Raw genomic sequence first — 17,069 nt, forward strand, 5'->3', positions numbered from 1 at the left:
CCGATCCTGGAGGCGTACAAGGCCAAGACCATCATCGTCAACAAGCGCTCGATGGCAGCCGGCTACGCGGGTCTCGATAACGAGCTGTTCTACATGGACAAGACCATGATGGTGTTCGGCGACGCCAAGAAGGTGGTCGAGGACATGTTCAAGGCGGTTCAGTAAAGTACCGGATCGCTCTCTTCCTGGAAAGTTAGTACACCGCTGAAACCGGCCTGCTGCATCAAGGCCGGCACAGGAAAGCTTTCCAAGCCGAGCGCACGTTGAGTGGGCTCAATTGAAACGCCACAACATCACGATGATTCCAGCCTCAATTTCCTCCTCCATGGAAGTCAACGCCTTTTTTCATCCTAGTACCTGTACCTTTAGCTATCTCGTTCTTGACCGACAAAGCCGGCGATGCGCGCTGATCGACAGCGTGCTTGACTATGATCCGAACTCCGGTCGGATTTGCACGACCAGCGCCGATCAGCTGATATCGCGCGTGCTGGAACTGGGGGCGACCGTTCAATGGATTCTGGAAACCCATGTCCATGCCGACCATCTTTCGGCCGCGCCGTATCTCAAGCGACGACTGGGCGGGCAGACCGCCATTGGGAGCCATATCACAACGGTACAGAAGGTCTTCGGCGAGCTATTCAATGCAGGACGGGATTTCGCGCCAGACGGGTGTCAGTTCGATCGCCTGTGGCATGACGGAGACACCTTCACGCTCGGCGGCCTGCTGGTGCGTGCGATGCATACGCCAGGCCACACGCCGGCATGCATGACCTATGTGATCAGCGACGGCCAGGAGATGGCTGGCTTTGTCGGCGACACGCTATTCATGCCAGACTACGGCACCGCCCGCTGCGACTTCCCGGGTGGCGATGCGCGTACCCTCTACCGCTCCATCGACAAGGTGCTGAGCCTGCCAACGGAGACGCGCCTCTACTTGTGCCACGACTATCAGCCTGGCGGCAGGGAGCTCAGCTACGTGACCACGGTAGCTGACCAACGCGCGAACAACATCCATGTGCGCGACGGCATCGGCGAGGAGGAGTTCGTCGTCATGCGCCAGGAGCGTGACGCCACGCTCCCGATGCCCGCCCTGATCCTGCCGTCCGTGCAGGTCAACATGCGGGCGGGAGAGCTACCCTCTCCTGAGACGAACGGTAAGCGATATCTTAAAATCCCCGTCAACGCACTCTGATGCGACGAACTGTTCACGAGCGCGATAACAACGGCGAACAAAGGCGAACAAAGGCGATGAAGCCATCGATTTAAAGGGACTTCTTCGCCTACCGACGTCAGGTATCGGCGAAAGCTGCGGCCTTGCTAATCTGCGATACGCCTCCAGTCGGACAACGATGCCCTACGCATCTCGCAAGGCAGTCAATCTCACTCTGAATCATCATCCGCCGCTCCAACGTCCATTTCCAGCACCTGTGTCAACGTATCAACGGCCCGCTCACGCTTCTTTCCCCACCCATGCCTTCCGACGGAAGGCATGGAGTGCAACGGCAGAGCCCGGCCGGAATACCGGGTTGGGATAGGCCTGGCCAGTTAAGTCTAGGTGGCCGGTAAGCCCGCGCGGGCTTTAGTTCGTACCTGTGGCTTGCTGCCTGTGCCCGAAGGTGATTAGCGGCTCATGGAGCCCCTTACAGCAGCCTCGAATCGCGGATCCATGACCGCTCCCACGTTAAAGCGTGACCAAGGTGAGATCGCTTCCGAGTCGACGCGGAACACTCGTCCCGGCGCCATCATGACTTTTCTTGCCAGCATCTGCTCAGCCATTGGCAGTGAATCCTCTACGCCAGGGAGCGCTCCCCATAGATAAAGGCTCTCGTCGGTCCTGGCAAAGACGCGGGCATCCAGCCGGTCGAACAATGCCACCGCCTTCTCCGTAGCAAGGGCCAGACGCGAGCGCAGGCGAGTGATATAGCGCTGGTAATGCCCTTCGCTGAGGATGACATCGACGGTCCGCTCGCAGTATTCCGAACTGCTGACATGGATCAGGGCCTTCAGGTCGGCCAGGTCGCTGGCCAAGCCGTCTCCGCACGCGATGTAGCCCACGCGCAGGGCGGCGGAAAAGGATTTGGAGAAACTTCCCACATAGATGGTCCGCTCGAGCTGGTCCAGCGCGGAAAGCCTTGAAAGCGACGCTGGCTTGAAGTCGGCCAGCGCGTCGTTCTCCACCAACAGAAGATTGAAGCGCTGAGCGAGCTGGAGGATCCGATATGCCTTGGCCGCCGACAGGTCCGATCCGGTGGGATTGTGGGCAACGGATTGCGTAAAAAAGAGCCTGGGACGCTCCTGCGTCAGGAGCCGCTCCAGCGCTTCGATGTCCGGACCATCGGGCAGCCGCGGCACGCCGATGATTTTGGCTCCCGCCAACTTCAGCTTGCCAAATAGCGGGTAATACCCTGGATCGTCGACAAGAACTGCGGCCCCGGCGGGCACGAAATAGCGGATTACCAGGTCAAGGGCATCATTCGCGCCGTGGGTCAGCACGATCTGGTGCGGCTCGGCACCAATGCCGATGGCCGCCAGTTTGCGGACGAGATGGACGCGCAACGGCTCATACCCGAAGCGATGCCCATAGCGGAACAATGCGCCCAGGCCGGTGCGCACGACCTTGTGGTGATATTTGTCCAGGCGGGCTTCCGCTAGCCATTCCACGGGCGGAAATCCATCGCCCACTGCCAGCACATCGGGGCGGCTTTTCAACTGCTCGCGCATCAGCCAGACAATGTCCATGGCCCGGCCGAGAGTGCCGGCATCGTCTTCCGTGGTGGCCTTGGCCGTACCAGACCGAACGAAATAGCCAGCACCCCGCCGCGGTTCTAGCAGCCCACGCTCGACCAACAACTCGAAAGCGGCGACGACCGTGTTCTTGCTGTAGCCATGCATTGCGGCGACGTCGCGCAGTGATGGCAGTCTCTCGCCGACGCGGTAAGCGCCTTCAGCGATTTGCCTGGCAAGGGAATCTGCGAGAGTAACCGCTATCGAGGGTGATTTATGAGACATATTGAAGGCAAGACCAGCCTCTGGGTTCAGCTTCAAGAATACCAACTGTCCCGGAAAATTGTACCTTTATCTACTGGTACAGTAGGCCTAATCTGTCTGCCATGTTGATCTACTCATTGCAAGGAGACAGATATGGCTGCCAGTTCCGTCCTGCCCAACTTTCGCGCCCTCACACCCACACAGCGCCTTGACCATATTGCATCCGCCGCAGCCCTCACTTCCGCCGAAGTCCAGCTCGTATCGCAGCCCGGAGATCTTGGGGTAGATCGGGCAAACGGCATGATCGAAAACGTAGTCGGCACTTTTGAACTACCGTTCGGCGTGGCGGGATACTTTCAGGTGAATGGCCGCGACGTCCTGGTTCCCATGGTGGTGGAAGAACCTTCAGTCGTGGCGGCGGCGTCGTACATGGCGAAGCTCGCGCGCGACTGTGGCGGCTTCGAGACGTCGAGCACGGGCCCACTGATGCGTGCGCAGGTGCAGGTGCTAGGTATTGGCGATCCCTACGGCGCACGTCTTGCCATCCTGAAGCAGCGCGATGAAATCCTGGCCGTGGCGAATAGCCGCGACAAGGTGCTGATCAGCCTTGGCGGCGGCTGCCGTGACATCGAGGTCCACGTTTTTCCCGATACCCCACGCGGCCCGATGATCGTGATGCACCTGATCGTCGATGTGCGTGACGCGATGGGCGCGAATACCGTCAACACGATGGCTGAAGCCGTCTCGCCTCTCGTTGAAAAGCTGACCGGCGGCTCGGTGCGCTTGCGCATTCTTTCCAACCTGGCCGACCTGAGGCTGGCCCGGGCGCGCGTGCGGCTGACCGAGGCCGCTCTCGCCACGAAAGAACGCAGCGGCGCCGAGATCATTGACGGCGTGATCGACGCATACACCTTCGCCGCCATCGACCCGTACCGAGCCGCCACTCACAACAAGGGCATCATGAACGGGATAGACCCGCTGGTGGTCGCCACCGGCAACGACTGGCGAGCGGTGGAGTCGGGTGCCCACGCCTATGCCTGCCGTGGCGGCCGGTACACCTCTCTTACGCACTGGGAGAAAGATGCCAGCGGCGCACTGGTCGGCACGATCGAGATGCCGATGCCGGTCGGACTGGTTGGCGGCGCCACCAAAACGCACCCACTGGCGCGCGTGGCACTGAAGATTCTGGACGTGAAGTCAGCTCAGGATCTGGGTGAGGTCGCGGTGGCCGTCGGCCTCGCGCAGAACCTTGGCGCTCTGCGTGCACTGGCAACAGAAGGCATCCAGCGCGGCCACATGGCGCTGCACGCCCGCAACATCGCGCTGGTCGCTGGCGCGGTGGGCGACGAGATCGATGCTATCGCAAAGCGGCTGGCCAGTGAGACGGACGTACGGACGGACCGTGCGTTGGAACTCCTGGCGGAACTGCGTGCCGCGCGCTGATCACCTCCGCTGTACAACAAAAGACCGATGAAGCGCCAGACCGACCCCACCGTCGGGGCGGACCTCATCGACAGGAGACAACCGATGAATATCAACGAAGCATCTGCGCCGCGCCGCTTGATCGAAGTCTGGGGCGACACTGCGGATATCCGGCATCTGGCCTGCTCGATCGTGATCGGCGGCGCCGTCAGCCTTGGAGGATTTCTGGTCGCGGCGCGCATCCTTGCCGACCTTGTCAAGTCCCCCGACCTGGCGCGAGCCTATGCAATGCTCGCGGGCCTCGTCGGCTGCCTGGTGGCTGGCGCGCTTTGCGCAGTCCTGTTTCCTCCCAAGCGCGAAGTCATCGAGGGCGAGCCGGCGGATCCGAGCTGGCGGGGAGAAGTCCTCGCCAGTCTTGCCATGGAGCCAGGCGGCCTGGGCTCCACCTCCGATCTTCCCTCAGCCGCCGCCCAGGAATTGAAGGAACTCCAACTGTTCGAGTTGTTTGCCTCCAGAGAGCCTGGTCCACAAGCGGCCGATCGCGCAAGCAGTCGCTCAGTGCAGCGAACTGCCACGCTGGCGGATCGAAGCGCCTGACCCTTATTCATCGGAGACACAACATGATCGAATCCGCATTGCTGTCGCACATTCTGGTCGCGGCAGGCATGGGCCTCGCTGGCGCCGTCGTGTTCGCCGCCATCGGCCTGATTTCCGGGACTGACGAGACCACCACGCTGGCACCGCTGACGCTGCTTGTCGTCCTGCTCGGCGTACCCCCTGAAGGCGTGTTCACCTTTTTCATGGCGGGTGCCGTCGCCAAGCATATGACGCACGCCATTCCGACTGCCCTGCTTGGCATTCCGGGGGACACGATGGCCACGCCCTTGTTGCAAGACGCCAATCATCTGCGCAACCTCGGCGTGCCACACATCGCGCTGCGCAAGATGATTTCAGGCGCCATCATCGCCGCGTTCGTCGCGGTGCCGCTGGCGGTCCTGTTCGCCGTGCTGCTCGCGCCATTCGGCCCCACCATCACGAAGGCGGCGCCGTGGATTTTCGTGGTCGCGGCGGTGATCATTGCGTACTGCTCGTCAGGGAAATGGGCATCGGTTGCGACTCTGGTTCCGTTCGTCGTCGTCATCGTCGCGTTGCAGGCGCTGACCACCAAGTTTGGCACCAAGCTGAGCATTAGCTACTTCCTCGGGATCGCGATTGGACCACTGATCGCCGACCTGTTCTCGCTGCTTTCGCCGAAGGAGCGCGCCCGCATGCGCCGCGACACGGTGCGCACCTTCGCGCTGGCGCCAGACGTCAAGGGCTGGTCCGGCTACTTTCCCAATCCTGCGCGCGTGCTCGACAAGAGCCAGGTGAAATGGACGATCGGCGCCGCCGCCGTGTCGAGCGCGACCTTCGTGTTCAGCCCGGTCGCCATGACGGTGGTGCTGGGCGAACTGGTGGGGGCACGCATCCGCCACGCGTATCACCGGCTGACCACCGTGCTGAGCGTCCGAAACGGCGTCACCGAAGCCACGTACATTGCCGAAGCGCTGATTCCGCTGATCGCTTTCGGCCTGCCCTTGAGTCCGGTCGCCGCAGGGCCGGCCGCACCGCTTTTCAACGCGCCGCCGGTCTTCACTGTCGACGCCGGCTCGGGCCAAACGCATAACCTGCATAACCTCCTTAGCCACTGGGAATTCCTGGGATACGGGCTGCTTGCCGTGCTGCTGGCGTCGCTCGTGGCCTACCCATTCGCGATGAACTACGCACGCCGTTCCGCGCTGTTCGTGTCGCGCAAGATCTCGCACGAGGCCATTATCGGCACGTTTGTGGGACTCATCCTGGTTATCAGCGCCTGGGAAGGCGGGCCAGTCGGTCTCTTGGTGATCCTGACGATGGGCCTTCTGGGCGGACTGCTGTCCCGCCTCATCGGGTTCAATACCGGGGTGCAATTCATGGGCTACTACACCGCGGTGCTGACAGTACCGGCCCTGCTCAAGCTGATCTGACACTGCCGTTACGAAGTCGGACGAAATTCAGTGACAGTGAAGTCGAAATGTCTCAGATGGCCATAAAAGGATCCACTACACCTGCCACCGCAAGCCATGCAAAGGTATTCTCGGAACCGACATCAAGCGAATGTTTCATTTCCGGCCATATGCCGGCATGCCCCCTTCATCTGCAACCCCCTCGAAATCCGAAGCCGCCCGACCAAACTGTGTGCGAAACCAGCGAGAAAAGGAACTGGATCCGCCAAAGCCGAGCAGCAGCGCAATCTCGGCATGTTTGCGCGGCGGCCCAGCAAGGTAGCGCTGAACGAGTTCGCGGCGGCGCTATCCATTGCAGCCTGAACTCACTGGGTGGGAGGGACAACGAAATCGGTTTCCTGGCTGGCACTATGAGGCACGGTCGGGCGCGCAATATCTTTCACAAAACGACCTACTATGGGGAGGCAGCCATCGTGGGCGCGACTTGGCAATGCCAGTTCATGGCTGTTCGCCAGCGCCGTCGGGTTCTACGCTTGAGTGAATTCAATATTTTCAGGAGAAAGAAATGAGGCCGATTGTTTTTTCGGTAATTGCGGCTTTCGGCGCATTACTCACGCTGCCCTGCTACGCGCAAAAGGCAGTGGATCCATACACGCAGGGGGCCAAGGGAAAACCGGATCCATATACGGACGGTGCGAAAACCGGGAAATTCGATCCCTATACGGAAGGTGCCAAGTCCTCGACCCGTACCGACCTGGCGCCGACCGCGAAGCCAGACCCATATACGGACGGCGCAAGGGCTGGCAAGGCAGATCCCTATACCGACGGCGCGAAAGCAGGCAAGGCGGATCCGTTCACTGATGGCGCGAAAGCAGGCAAGGCGGATCCGTTCACCGACGGCGCCAACAGCAAGCAGTAGTGGCGCGCTAACGCTATGTGGCCTTCCCGGGTCGCCTGGGAAGGCCGATCCACGAAACCAGTAGACCGTCACGCACAGCGACGGGCTATGTTCGCTTCAGGCGTCCCGCCCCATCGGCCAGTATGTCGGCAACCAGCGCCAGCTGCTCGAGCGCATCGCGCTGTTCCGGCGTAATGCACGCTTTGCATCTCTGGCCCGATCAGCCGCCTGACCCGCGACAAACTGGGCGAATATGCCGAACTGATGCTTGCTGCGGGACGTTAACTCTCGTAGTTTATCTCCGGCTCGCGCGGGCAGACCGCCAGCCATCGATTTGGCATCCGTGAGGAGATTGTTCCAGAGAACCTGCCGCTGATTTTCCACCGTGGCGCTCATTGCCAGGCGAGTGGAAACGTCCTCCTTGAAACCCATGTCCGCTGTCGGCTGCAAAGCTGCCACTGAAAAAACGGCCCCAGTGGCAGAGCTGGGTTGAATCCGCAGTCGAGAACCGTCGTTGCGGCCGCAATCTTATCGCCCTATCGCGCCCAAGCAACGTCTGTCTAGGAGGAGAGGAGACGGAAATGAAGGTCAGGCTTGATCGTTGAGATACTCGATACCGGTGTCGACCACGCCGCAAAGCCTTTTGGCTTACTTCTCCCGCCTCTCCATGCCGTATGCGGCTAGGCAGCCTTTTTTGCGAGTCCCAGGTAGGTTTCAATGACGCGCGGATCGGCCGCCAGATCTGCGGCAGCGCCTTCCATCACAAGATCGCCCGTCTCGATGACATACCCGTAGTCCGCCACTTGCAAGGCAGCACGGGCGTTCTGCTCTACCAGCAGCGTCGCGACACCGGTGCGGCGCAGGTTGCTGATGATGTGGAAGATTTCCTTGACGATCAGCGGCGCCAGCCCAAGGCTGGGCTCATCGAGCATGAGCAGTTGCGGCTTGGCCATCAGCGCGCGGCCGACGGCCAGCATCTGGCGTTCACCGCCCGACATCGTCCCGGCCGCTTGCTTCGCGCGCTCCTTCAGGCGGGGAAACAGTTCGTAGACGACATCGAGTTGATCCAGATAGTTCTTGTCGCCCGCTCTCTTCCTGCGAAACGCGCCTAGCAGAAGGTTGTCCTCCACGCTCATCGACGCGAATAGCTCGCGCTTCTCGGGTACGAGGCACATGCCGCGGGCGACTCGCGCCTCGACGGGCAGGCTGTCCAACGCGTGGCCGAGATACCGGATCGTGCCAAGAACTGATCCGCTCGGCGGCATTGCGCCCATGATCGCGGCCAGCGTTGACGATTTGCCTGCCCCATTCGGCCCGATCACCGTCACGATCTGCCCGGCCTGCACCTTCAGGCTCACCCCATGCACTGCCTCGACCTTGCCGTAGCAGACACGCAGGCGGTCGATTTCCAGAATTGCGCTCATCTTGTCTCTCTCAGTCGATATCGCCCAGATAGGCCCGCAGTACTGCCGGATCCTTCTGCACATCCACAGGCGCTCCTTCCGCGATGCGCGTACCGAACTCCATCACCACCAGTCGATCGGTCAGGTTCATCACGAAATCCATGTCATGCTCGACCAGCAGTACACTCATGCCCTCGCCCTTCAGCTTGCCCAGAAGCTCGGCCAGGGCCTGCTTTTCCTTGTAGCGCAGGCCCGCAGCGGGTTCGTCGAGCAGAAGCAGTGCCGGATCACAGCAGAGAGCGCGCGCAATCTCCAAAATGCGCTGCTGCCCGAGCGCCAGGCTGCCGGCCTCGTGATACAGGTAGTCGCCCAGACCGACGCGCTGCAGCTGCCGGGCCGCTTCCGCCAGCAACTTGCCTTCCTCGGTGCGGTTGAGCCGGAGAACGGCAGCCGCGATGCCGCCCTGGGCCGCGAAATCGCCGCGCAGGTGGGCGCCGATGGCGACGTTCTCTAGCACTGTCATGGTGGGCAACAGATGCACGTGCTGGAACGTGCGACCGATGCCCCGCTTGACGATCTCGCGCGACGGTTTGTTGGAAATCACCTCGCCGCGATACCGCACCTCGCCACTCGTGACTGGCAGCACGCCCGTCACGAGGTTGAACGTGGTAGATTTGCCGGCGCCATTGGGACCGATCAGGCCGACAATCTCGCCGGCGCGTACCTGGAAGCTGACGTCGTTGACAGCGACCAGTCCGCCGAACTGCTTGCGCGCGGCACGCACATCGAGCACCAGTTCGCCCGCTTCTGGCTTGCTGCGCACAGACAGCGGCGTAGCCTGTTCGGGCACACCACGGGATGGCGCCGCTGGCACGAGACGCTTCAAATACGGCCACAAGCCATCACGCGCGTACTGCAACAGGACGACCAGCAGCACGCCGAACACGATGATCTCGAAATTTCCGTTCGAGCCAAGCAGCTTCGGCAAAATGCCTTGCAGCGCATCCTTGAGGATGGTCAGGATGCCGGCGCCCAGCACCGCACCCCACAGGTGCCCCACCCCCCCAATGACCGCCATGAACAGGTACTCGATGCCATAGTTGATGCCGAACGGCGTGGGATTCACCGCGCGTTGCAAATGCGCATAGAGGAAGCCTGAGATGCAGGCCAGCACCGCCGCCATCACGAATGCCACCACCTTCATCCATCCCGTGTTCACGCCCATGGCCTCTGCCATCACCACACCGCCCTTCAACGAGCGGATGGCGCGGCCGGGGCGCGAGTTCAGCAGGTTGTGCACGGCCAGGATCGAAAGCAGCACGACAGCCCAGATCAGGTAGAACATCGCGCGGCCCGACTGCAGGTCGACGCCGGCAAGTTGCAGCACCGGAACGCCGTTGAGGCCGTCGTACTTGCCGAGAAACTCCAGATTGCCGAACAGGTAGTACAGCGAGAGGCCCCATGCAATGGTGGCGAGCGGCAGGTAGTGTCCCGACATCCGCATGGTCACCAGCCCGATCAGATAGGCTGAGACCACCGTGATTGTCAGGCCGGCGGCCAGCCCTAGCCATGGCGAAAGACCATAGTGCGTCGTCAGGTATGCGGTACTGTAGGCACCAAGCCCCACGAAGGCGGCCTGGCCAAACGACGTCATGCCACTTACGCCGGTCAGCAGCACCAGCCCGACTGCCACGATGCTGTAGAGGCCGATGTAGTTGCCCAGCGTGATCCAGAATTCAGGAGTTGGCAGCACGGGCAGCGCCACGAGCACGACAAGGAATAAGCCGAGGGCCGCGCGCCGCACGGTGGCGCCGTTCCAGCCGGCACCCACCTCCGTTTGCAGGGGACGGCGCTTGTTCGTCACGATATCCATCTCACTCCTCCTCGGCCGGCTTGCTGACCATCGAGCGCCACAACAGCACCGGGATGATCAGCGTAAACACGATGACTTCCTTGTAGGCGCTCGCCCAGAACGACGAGTACGACTCGAGCAATCCGACCAGCAATGCCCCCGCCGCGGCCAGCGGATAGCTGACTAGGCCGCCCACGATGGCTCCCACGAAGCCCTTCAGGCCGATCAGGAACCCGGATTCGTAGTAGACCGTGGTCAGCGGCGCAATCAGCACGCCGCACAGCGCGCCAATTGCCGCGGCAAGCGTGAAGGACAGCCGGCCGGCCTGCACTGTGCCGATCCCCACGAGCCGCGCGCCGAGCCGGTTGACGGCCGTAGCCCGCAATGCCTTTCCGGAAATGGTTCGCTCGAAGTAGCCGAAGAGCCCGACGATCAGTGCCACCGCGACGCCGACCACCCACAGGCTCTGTCCAGACACGTTCAGCCCTCCGAGTTCGAAGAACGCCTCGGAGAACGCTGTCGTGCGCGAACCTTCGGCGCCAAACATGACGAGGCCGAGCCCCCCCAGTGCGAAATGGACGCCGACGGAGACGATGAGCAGCACGAGAACGCTGCTTTCCGCCAGGGGTTGATATGCCACGCGGTACAGCATCGGGCCCATCGGCACTACCACGAGCATGGTCAGTGCAACCTGCAGCAGCATGGGGGTCTGCGCACTCGCAAAGCTCTGCACGCAGAGATGCACCGCCACCGGGAACAGCAGGTACTTGAGCGCCAGCACGCCGATCCGCCGCGCAGCGGCCGGGTGTCCCTCACCGCTGCGCAGTACCAGCCACGTGTCGAATGCGAAAGTCAGCACGCCAAGCCCCAACAGCAGCCAGCTCGTCTGCGGCGCATGTCCGGCCTGCATGGCGGCCAGAGTCAACGCTCCATAAGCCACGAACTCGCCTTGGGGCAAGAAGATGACGCGTGTCACTGAAAAGACCAGCACGAGCGCCAGCGCAAGTAGGCCATAAACAGCGCCTGAAGTGATGCCGTCCTGCGCAAGCAGGGCGGCCGTTGTGATGTCCATCTTGTCTCCTGTTACCTGATAGCTGTTTCCACCGCACTACCCGCCAATTGATTGGCGCTTGTCACTACAATGAAGCTCTTCTGCGTGCTGACTGTCCAACCTCATGACTGCCAACGACCTCGACTTCTACTGCTGGATGCTGGCTTCAGAGCGGCGGGTGGTAGCCGCTCTCGCGAATCACGCTGTACGCAATCGGAAATGGCGCCATGATCCGTTCTAGCTCGCGTTCAAGCTGATCGCCGTTCTGGGCGCCCTCCCCGATCACGAACTGCATTGACAACCGGGCGCCGTGGTCTACGCCGCTCACGACCACGTCGTGACCGAGCACCGCACATTGCGCGACACGCTCGCCGATCGCGCGTTCCATCGCCATCAGCCTTAGCGCGGGCTTGTAGATCTTGCCTACCGGCGTGACAGGGATGTGCTCGATGATGCTGATGCGCTTGGGCACCGCAGGCCGTTCGCCGATGTACGGCACGGCGAATTCGAGCAGCTCCTCCGCGCTTAACCGGGCGTCGGCACGTAGCGTGACGAAGGCCACAGGCAGCTCGCCGGCATACTCGTCGGGCTCGCCTACCGCCGCCGCCGACTCCACCGAAGGATGGCGCATCAGCGCCTCCTCGATCATCGAAGGATCGATGTTGTGGCTGCTGCGGATGATGACATCCTTGGCACGGCCCGTAAGGTGTACCTGACCGTCATCGGCGATATGTCCGATGTCGCCGCTGATCAGCCAACCGTCCTCGAAAGTACCTGGATTGCGCGCGGAATGGGTATAGCCCGGTGAAACGTTAGGTCCGCGAAGCACGACGATGCCCGACTCTCCCGGCGCGCAGAAATCGCCCGACGAGAGGCTTCCGCCCATGCGCAACACTCGCACCTCGGAATAAGGCACGGGCAGGCCACGCGAGCCGGGTTTGCGTGGCATGTCGACCGGCACGATGCTCACCACGCCCGCGCATTCGGTCATGCCGAGGATGTTGCGCACGGGAATGCCGAGACGCCGCTCGAAGCTGGCGGCCAGTTCGGTGGGCAAAGGCGATCCGCCCGTCAGCATGCACCGCACGCGGCTGATATCTGCGCCGGCGGGATCGACATCGAGCAGCGTTGACACTACCGTGGGGACGCCGGCCAGCAGCGTCGCGCGCTCGCGCGCAGCAAACTGCCAGTAGCGCGAGACGAACGCCTTGTCGCGCATGCCGAGCAGCGACGGCAGGATGACGTTGCCACCGGCCAGCAGCGTGGACAGGCCGAACACGAATGAGCCCGCCACATGGAAGAGTGGAAAGCCATTGATCATGGCGTCCTCGCACGTCGTCCGGTACATCACCGACGCGCCCCAGCTCGCGTGCAACTGGTTGCCGTGGGTGTGCTGTGCCAGCTTCGGCGTACCCGTGGTGCCGCCCGTGTGGAACAGCGCGGCGACATCGTCAGGACCGATGTCTCGATGGAAGGCGAGCGCCGCATCGGGCTGCTGGGCGACCAACGCATCGAAGCCGCCTGGATCGACCGAACCGTCGCAAGATACCGGAATGACGTGCTGTAGCCCCGGCACACGCTCCTGCAGTGTGGCGACCTTCGACCAGATATCCAGCGCGTCGCAGGGCGCAAGCGCTACCAGGATCGTCGCGCCAGCAGCTTCGAGCAGGTGGGCGATATGCTCCGTATCGAGCAGATAGTTGATCGGACACGCCCGGCTGGCAGTTTCGGCGGCCCAGAGCGTGATGTACGCCGCCGGAATCGGCGGCAGCAGGAATGCAACGGCGTTGTGTTCGTCCGCGCCCAGCGCGCGGAACAGATTGGCGGCTTGCCGGATCTTGCGCATAAGGTCGCCATAGCGCAGCACATCGGGCGCTGTGTCGAGCTTCGCATCGGGAAGGAATGTCAGCGCCGGGCGGTCCGGATACCGGGCCGCCACGTTCTCGAGGGCTGCTGGGACGTTCTGGGCGCCGATGCGCTCCCAGAGCGGAGTCGACTCGATCCTGCGCAGGTCTTTTACACTGGTGACAGTGAGGGTGCTTGTCTCGTTCATCACACGTTCTCCCTCTCAACGGACCAGCTTCCAGCGGCCGCCCTCGATCGTCACCATGACGCGTGCACGCTGATCCAGCCCGTTATGATCTTCTGGCCGGCGATTTCCTTGGGGAAGAGCGCAACCGTCTGTTTCTCCGGAATGCCGAGCGAGGCCGCCGGTCCGGTCATCGAGAGCGTGACGCCGATCTTGACCTGCGCAATGGCGCCTCCGGCCGACAGTGCCAGGCTGGCGGCCACGAGAGCCCAGCGAACGGGAAGGTATTTATGGGGCGTAGGCATGTGTTGTCTCCTCTGTATCGTTATATGCGGCAGTCGAGCATTGGCGATCGCTACGTTGCGCCTTGGGGGGTGAGCGACGTGATGAAGGCATCGCTGAAGAAGGCATCCTCGGGTAACGCATGTTCCTGCACAAAACACGCGCGCGCGCCGTCCACCATCAACGGATTGCCGCAGGCATAGACCTCCACGCCGGCCATGTTCGGCAGATCTTCAGCGACCGCCTCATGCACGAAGCCGGTCCGTCCAGTCCATTCGCCGTCCGGCTCGGATAGCACAGGAACGAAGCGCAGCCTGTCCGATTCTTGCTGCCACGCCCGCGCCTCCTCGAAGGCATAGAGGTCTTCCAGCCTGCGCCCGCCCCAGTACAGGACGGCGCCGCGCGCCCGCAGCGCGTCAGCATGCGTCTTCAAGATCGCTGCGATGGGCGCATAGCCGGTACCGGACGCCAGGAGCACCACAGGTTTGCCGGTATCCGACAGCGTGAACGCGCCGTACGGGCCTTCGACGCGGAGCATGTCGCGCGGCTTGAGCGCGGAATACACGTGGGTAGAGAAGCGTCCCCGGGGCAGCGCACGCACATGCCATTCGATGACGCCCGTTCCGTCCGGGGCGTTGGCCATCGAGTAGCTTCGTCTTGAGCCGTCGCGCAGCACTACGTCGCAATACTGCCCGGCCTCGAACGCGAAATCCGCCGCGGGCGGAACCTGCAATCGCACGATGGTCACATCATGGCTCACTCGCTGGGCAGTCAGGACCCGGGCGCCTGCCTGCACCACCCTGCGACCCGGCACGGCAGCCACCTCGGGCGCCTCGATGACGAGGTCATCTTCCGGCCGCGCCATGCACGTCAGGCATTGCCCCGGCGGCAGGCCCTCCGGCACGAATCCGGAGGGATAACTCACCGATCCGCTGACAATGTTGGCGGCACAGGCATGACACTCCCCCCGCCGGCAGCTATGTTTCGGGAAGAACCCTGCATGAAGCGCCGCGTCCAGTATCGACTGGCCCGCCTCGCAGGACACCGCCGCGCCCTTCGGCAGGAAGACCACACGATGCGGGCTGCCGTCCTCGCCTGCAGCCGTAGTGCTGGCCGCTGCCGGCGCGATGTCGTTCGCCATGTCTGGCCGCTCCAGGATGTGATCGTTGAGCATGGGTTCAGAGGGCCTGCTGCTTCTTCAGATCGAGGGCCACATCGACGATCATGTCCTCTTGACCGCCCACCATGCGGCGGCGGCCCAGCTCGACAAGGATGTCGACGGTCTTGAGGCCGTGTCGCGCGGCCGCAACTTCGGAATGGCGCAGGAAGCTCGAGTAGACACCGGCATAGCCCAGCGCGAGCGTTTCGCGATCCACCCGCACCGGCCGGTCCTGGAGCGGCCGCACGAGGTCGTCCGCGGCATCCATCAGCTTGTAGAGATCGGTGCCGTGCTGCCATCCCATGCGCTCCGCGGCGGCGATGAAGACCTCCAGCGGCGCATTGCCAGCCCCTGCACCCATGCCTGCCAGGCTAGCATCGATGCGGCCACAGCCCTCCTCCACCGCCACCATGGAGTTCGCCACGCCGAGGCTCAGGTTGTGATGCGCGTGCATGCCGGTCTGGGTTGCCGGGTCGAGGACGTCCTTGAACGCGCGGAAGCGTTCGCGCACGCCGTCCATCGTCAGTGCCCCACCCGAGTCCACCACGTAGATGCACGTCGCACCATAGCGCTCCATGAGCTTGGCCTGCTCCGCCAGCACCTGAGGCGTGGTCATGTGGCTCATCATGAGGAAGCCCACGGTGTCCATGCCCAGCTCGCGCGCGTACTCGATATGCTGGCGCGAGATGTCGGCTTCGGTGCAGTGGGTCGCCACGCGAACGACGCGCGCGCCCGCGTCATAGGCCGCACGCAGGTCGTGGATCGTGCCAATGCCCGGCAGCAGCAGCGTGGCCACTTTCGCGTGGCTGACCGATTCGGCCACCGCGGCAATCCATTCCAGGTCGGTATGTGCGCCGAAGCCGTAGTTAAAGGACGATCCTTGCAGACCGTCGCCGTGAGCCACCTCGATCGAATCCACACGCGCGGCGTCCAGCGCGGTCGCGATGGCCCGCACCTGGGCCACGCTGTACTGATGGCGGATCGCGTGGGAGCCGTCGCGCAGCGTCACGTCGGAGATATAGAGTTTCTTGTCCATCGTTGTATCCGTCTGGGGTCAGTGGGCGGCGGCCATCTGGCGCTCGGCCAGCTTCTCGGCCGTGGCGAGCGCGGCAGAGGTCATGATGTCGAGATTGCCGGCGTAGGCGGGAAGGTAGTGGGCCGCGCCCTCCACTTCCAGGAAAACCGTGGTCTTGAGTCCGGGCACGCGACCCACGCCCGGGATGTTCAGCGGATTGCCCGCCGTGTAAGTTTCGAACTGGACCTTCTGCTTCAGGCGGTAGCCGGGCACATACTTGTTGACTGCCTCGACCATCGCTTGGACGGCGCGTTCGAGCTCGGTCTGGTCCGCCGTCTCGGACAGCGTGTACACCGTATCGCGCATCAACAGCGGTGGTTCCGCGGGATTCAACACAATGATCGCCTTGCCCTTCTGTGCACCGCCCACGACTTCCAGCGCCCGCGAAGTGGTTTCGGTGAATTCGTCGATATTCGCGCGGGTACCAGGTCCAGCCGATTTACTAGAGATCGAGGCGACGATCTCCGCATAGTGGACCTTCGTCACCGCCGCAATGGCCGCCACAATGGGAATGGTCGCCTGTCCGCCGCACGTCACCATGTTGACGTTCGGTGCATCGAGATGGCTTTCGAGATTGACAACGGGTACGCAGTACGGACCGATGGCAGCGGGCGTGAGATCCACCATGCGGATCCCGGGCTTTGCCGCGCGCAGCAGCTTGTCGTTCTCCACGTGCGCACCGGCCGACGTGGCGTCGAAGACGATGTCGATGTCCGCGAACGCGGGCATGTCCCTGAGGCCGGCGGCGCCCGTCGCACACGTGGCCACGCCGAGCCGCGCTGCGCGGGCCAGACCGTCCGAGGTGGGATCGATGCCGACCATGACACCCATCTCGAGATGGCGTCCATGGCGGAGGATCTTGATCATCAGGTCCGTCCCGATGTTGCCGGAGCCGATGATGGCTGCCTTGAGTTTTTGCGTCATG

Annotated in this window: 15 protein-coding genes and 1 pseudogene; 6 read left to right on the top strand and 10 right to left on the bottom strand. The window is 62.8% G+C overall.

The window, feature by feature from the left end:
* On the top strand, window positions 1–165 hold a 165-nt coding region (locus J8I82_RS12760; RefSeq protein WP_209758316.1), incomplete at its 5' end, for an NAD(P)(+) transhydrogenase (Re/Si-specific) subunit beta.
* Window positions 166–325: 160 nt separating this feature from the next.
* Window positions 326–1,192 (top strand): MBL fold metallo-hydrolase, encoded by an 867-nt coding sequence (locus J8I82_RS12765; protein WP_209758318.1) that lies wholly within the window; start codon window positions 326–328, stop codon window positions 1,190–1,192.
* 428 nt (window positions 1,193–1,620) lie between these two features.
* Here the strand turns inward: J8I82_RS12765 and J8I82_RS12770 are convergent, their stop codons facing one another.
* Window positions 1,621–3,009, bottom strand: a complete 1,389-nt coding sequence (locus tag J8I82_RS12770; RefSeq protein ID WP_209758319.1) for an aminotransferase-like domain-containing protein — start codon at window positions 3,007–3,009, stop codon at window positions 1,621–1,623.
* A 132-nt stretch (window positions 3,010–3,141) separates the two neighbouring features.
* On the opposite strand from J8I82_RS12770, the gene J8I82_RS12775 reads away from it, so the two are divergent.
* From J8I82_RS12775 to J8I82_RS12790, 4 genes are all read left to right on the top strand, one after another.
* Window positions 3,142–4,431, top strand: a complete 1,290-nt coding sequence (locus J8I82_RS12775) for a hydroxymethylglutaryl-CoA reductase, degradative (protein ID WP_209757935.1) — start codon at window positions 3,142–3,144, stop codon at window positions 4,429–4,431.
* A gap of 84 nt (window positions 4,432–4,515) precedes the next feature.
* On the top strand, window positions 4,516–5,007 hold the full coding sequence (locus tag J8I82_RS12780) for a hypothetical protein (protein ID WP_209757936.1): 492 nt from the start codon (window positions 4,516–4,518) through the stop codon (window positions 5,005–5,007).
* A 23-nt stretch (window positions 5,008–5,030) separates the two neighbouring features.
* The gene (locus J8I82_RS12785) at window positions 5,031–6,416 is read left to right on the top strand and encodes a tripartite tricarboxylate transporter permease (protein ID WP_209757938.1); all 1,386 of its coding nucleotides are present in this window, start codon (window positions 5,031–5,033) and stop codon (window positions 6,414–6,416) included.
* A gap of 544 nt (window positions 6,417–6,960) precedes the next feature.
* Window positions 6,961–7,314, top strand: coding sequence for a hypothetical protein (locus J8I82_RS12790; RefSeq protein WP_209757941.1), 354 nt, complete (start codon window positions 6,961–6,963; stop codon window positions 7,312–7,314).
* A 96-nt stretch (window positions 7,315–7,410) separates the two neighbouring features.
* Here the strand turns inward: J8I82_RS12790 and J8I82_RS12795 are convergent, their stop codons facing one another.
* The 9 genes and pseudogenes from J8I82_RS12795 to J8I82_RS12835 all read right to left on the bottom strand — a co-directional run bounded on the left by J8I82_RS12795 (window position 7,411) and on the right by J8I82_RS12835 (window position 17,068).
* Window positions 7,411–7,725: a hypothetical protein gene (locus J8I82_RS12795; protein ID WP_209757943.1), complete on the bottom strand. Its 315-nt coding sequence runs from the start codon at window positions 7,723–7,725 to the stop codon at window positions 7,411–7,413.
* Window positions 7,726–7,973: 248 nt separating this feature from the next.
* Window positions 7,974–8,717: an ABC transporter ATP-binding protein gene (locus J8I82_RS12800; RefSeq protein WP_209757945.1), complete on the bottom strand. Its 744-nt coding sequence runs from the start codon at window positions 8,715–8,717 to the stop codon at window positions 7,974–7,976.
* Between the two features lie 10 nt (window positions 8,718–8,727).
* Window positions 8,728–10,569: a branched-chain amino acid ABC transporter ATP-binding protein/permease gene (locus tag J8I82_RS12805; protein WP_209757947.1), complete on the bottom strand. Its 1,842-nt coding sequence runs from the start codon at window positions 10,567–10,569 to the stop codon at window positions 8,728–8,730.
* A gap of 1 nt (window position 10,570) precedes the next feature.
* Window positions 10,571–11,620 carry a branched-chain amino acid ABC transporter permease gene (locus J8I82_RS12810; RefSeq protein ID WP_209757949.1) on the bottom strand — a complete coding sequence of 350 codons (1,050 nt, stop codon included), beginning with the start codon at window positions 11,618–11,620 and terminating at the stop codon, window positions 10,571–10,573.
* A gap of 145 nt (window positions 11,621–11,765) precedes the next feature.
* Window positions 11,766–13,652, bottom strand: a complete 1,887-nt coding sequence (locus tag J8I82_RS12815; RefSeq protein WP_209757951.1) for an AMP-binding protein — start codon at window positions 13,650–13,652, stop codon at window positions 11,766–11,768.
* 86 nt (window positions 13,653–13,738) lie between these two features.
* A pseudogene (locus J8I82_RS12820) lies at window positions 13,739–13,933 on the bottom strand (ABC transporter substrate-binding protein); the annotation flags it as partial.
* A gap of 50 nt (window positions 13,934–13,983) precedes the next feature.
* Window positions 13,984–15,084, bottom strand: coding sequence for an FAD-binding oxidoreductase (locus tag J8I82_RS12825; protein ID WP_209757953.1), 1,101 nt, complete (start codon window positions 15,082–15,084; stop codon window positions 13,984–13,986).
* 4 nt (window positions 15,085–15,088) lie between these two features.
* Entirely contained in the window at window positions 15,089–16,105 is a 1,017-nt protein-coding gene (gene dmpG, locus J8I82_RS12830) for a 4-hydroxy-2-oxovalerate aldolase (RefSeq protein ID WP_209757955.1), read from the bottom strand.
* Between the two features lie 18 nt (window positions 16,106–16,123).
* Window positions 16,124–17,068: an acetaldehyde dehydrogenase (acetylating) gene (locus J8I82_RS12835; protein WP_209757957.1), complete on the bottom strand. Its 945-nt coding sequence runs from the start codon at window positions 17,066–17,068 to the stop codon at window positions 16,124–16,126.
* Window position 17,069 lies beyond the last annotated feature (1 nt).

The sequence above is a fragment of the Cupriavidus consociatus genome (assembly GCF_017814975.1).
GTDB classification, from domain to species: domain Bacteria; phylum Pseudomonadota; class Gammaproteobacteria; order Burkholderiales; family Burkholderiaceae; genus Cupriavidus; species Cupriavidus consociatus.